This is a genomic window from Enterobacter sp. GER_MD16_1505_Eko_090 (assembly GCF_003331015.1).
In the GTDB taxonomy this organism is placed as follows: domain Bacteria; phylum Pseudomonadota; class Gammaproteobacteria; order Enterobacterales; family Enterobacteriaceae; genus Enterobacter; species Enterobacter roggenkampii.
On record NZ_PUQF01000060.1, the window covers coordinates 1 to 1,446 of the forward strand.

At 64.2% G+C, this 1,446-nt stretch carries 1 protein-coding gene; it reads left to right on the forward strand.

The window, feature by feature from the left end:
- Positions 1-13: 13 nt before the first annotated feature.
- A partial coding sequence (locus C6A40_RS24740; protein ID WP_114191466.1) for a type VI secretion system Vgr family protein occupies positions 14-1,446 on the forward strand: 1,433 nt, incomplete at its 3' end.

A 1,446-nucleotide genomic window follows, 5' to 3' on the forward strand; every position in this document is an offset into this window, starting at 1 on the left:
TGGAATAAAGATTATGCTCAACCGAATTACCGTTCAGCTCCCGGTGGAGGGGCTTCTGTTCTGGAAACTGACGGGTCGCGAGGCGATGTCCGAGTCGTTCGCGCTGACGCTGACCGTGCTCGGCACGGACGCGCGCATTGACCGCAGTAAGCTGCTGGGCCAGCCGGTCACGGTGACCATCCCGACGCAGAGCCTGCTGACGCCCCGCTATATAAACGGCAAGATTACCCGGGTGGCGGTCAGCGCCGTTGAGCTGACGGGCACCCGCTATGCGGTGTACCAGCTGACGGTGGAGCCGGACCTGTGGCCGATGAAGCGCGACCGTAACCTGCGTATTTTCCAGGGGCAGACGGTGCCGCAGATTGTGAAAACCCTGCTGGGTGAGCATCAGGTCAACGTTGAGGACAAACTCACCGGCAGCTACCGGGTGTGGGACTACTGCGTGCAGTATCAGGAGTCGAGCCTGGACTTCATCAGCCGTCTGATGGAGCTGGAGGGGATTGCGTATCACTTCCGCCATGAGGCGGACAAGCACACCCTGGTGCTCACCGACGCCGCCACGCAGTACCAGCCGTTCAGCGGCTATGAGGTTATTCCTTACCACCAGACGCCGTCCGGCGGCAGTACGGACGAAGAGGGCATCAGCCAGTGGGCGCTGGAGGACAGCGTGACGCCGGGGATATACAGCCTCGACGACTATGACTTCCGCAAGCCGAACGCGTGGCTGTTCCAGGCCCAGCAGAACCCGGCGTCGCCGACGCCGGGCAGCATTGACGTGTACGACTGGCCGGGGCGCTTTGTGGACAAGGGGCACGGGGAGTTCTATGCCCGTATCCGTCAGGAGCGCTGGCAGGTTGAGCACCAGCAGATTCAGGCCACCGCCACGGCGGCGGGGATTGCGCCCGGGCACACCTTCACCTTAACCAACGCGCCGTTCTTCAGCGACAACGGCGAGTATCTGGTCACGGCGGCGGGTTACCACCTCGAAGAGAACCGCTACGCCAGCGGCGAGGGGGAGACCATTCACCGGACCGATTTCACGGTCATTCCTGCGTCGGTGGCCTACCGTCCGGCGCAGACCACGGCGTGGCCGCGCACCTACGGCCCGCAGACGGCGAAAGTGGTGGGGCCGAAGGGCGAGAGTATCTGGACGGACAAATACGGCCGGGTGAAGGTGAAGTTCCACTGGGACCGTCTGGCGAAGGGCGATGACACCAGCTCCTGCTGGGTGCGCGTGTCGAGCGCGTGGGCGGGCCAGGGCTACGGCGGGGTGCAGATCCCGCGCGTGGGCGATGAGGTGGTGGTGGACTTTATCAACGGCGACCCGGACCGTCCGATCATTACCGGGCGCGTGTACAACGACGCGAGCATGCCGCCGTGGGCGCTGCCGGCTGCGGCGACGCAGATGGGCTTTATGAGCCGCACGAAAGACGGTTCCGTGGACAA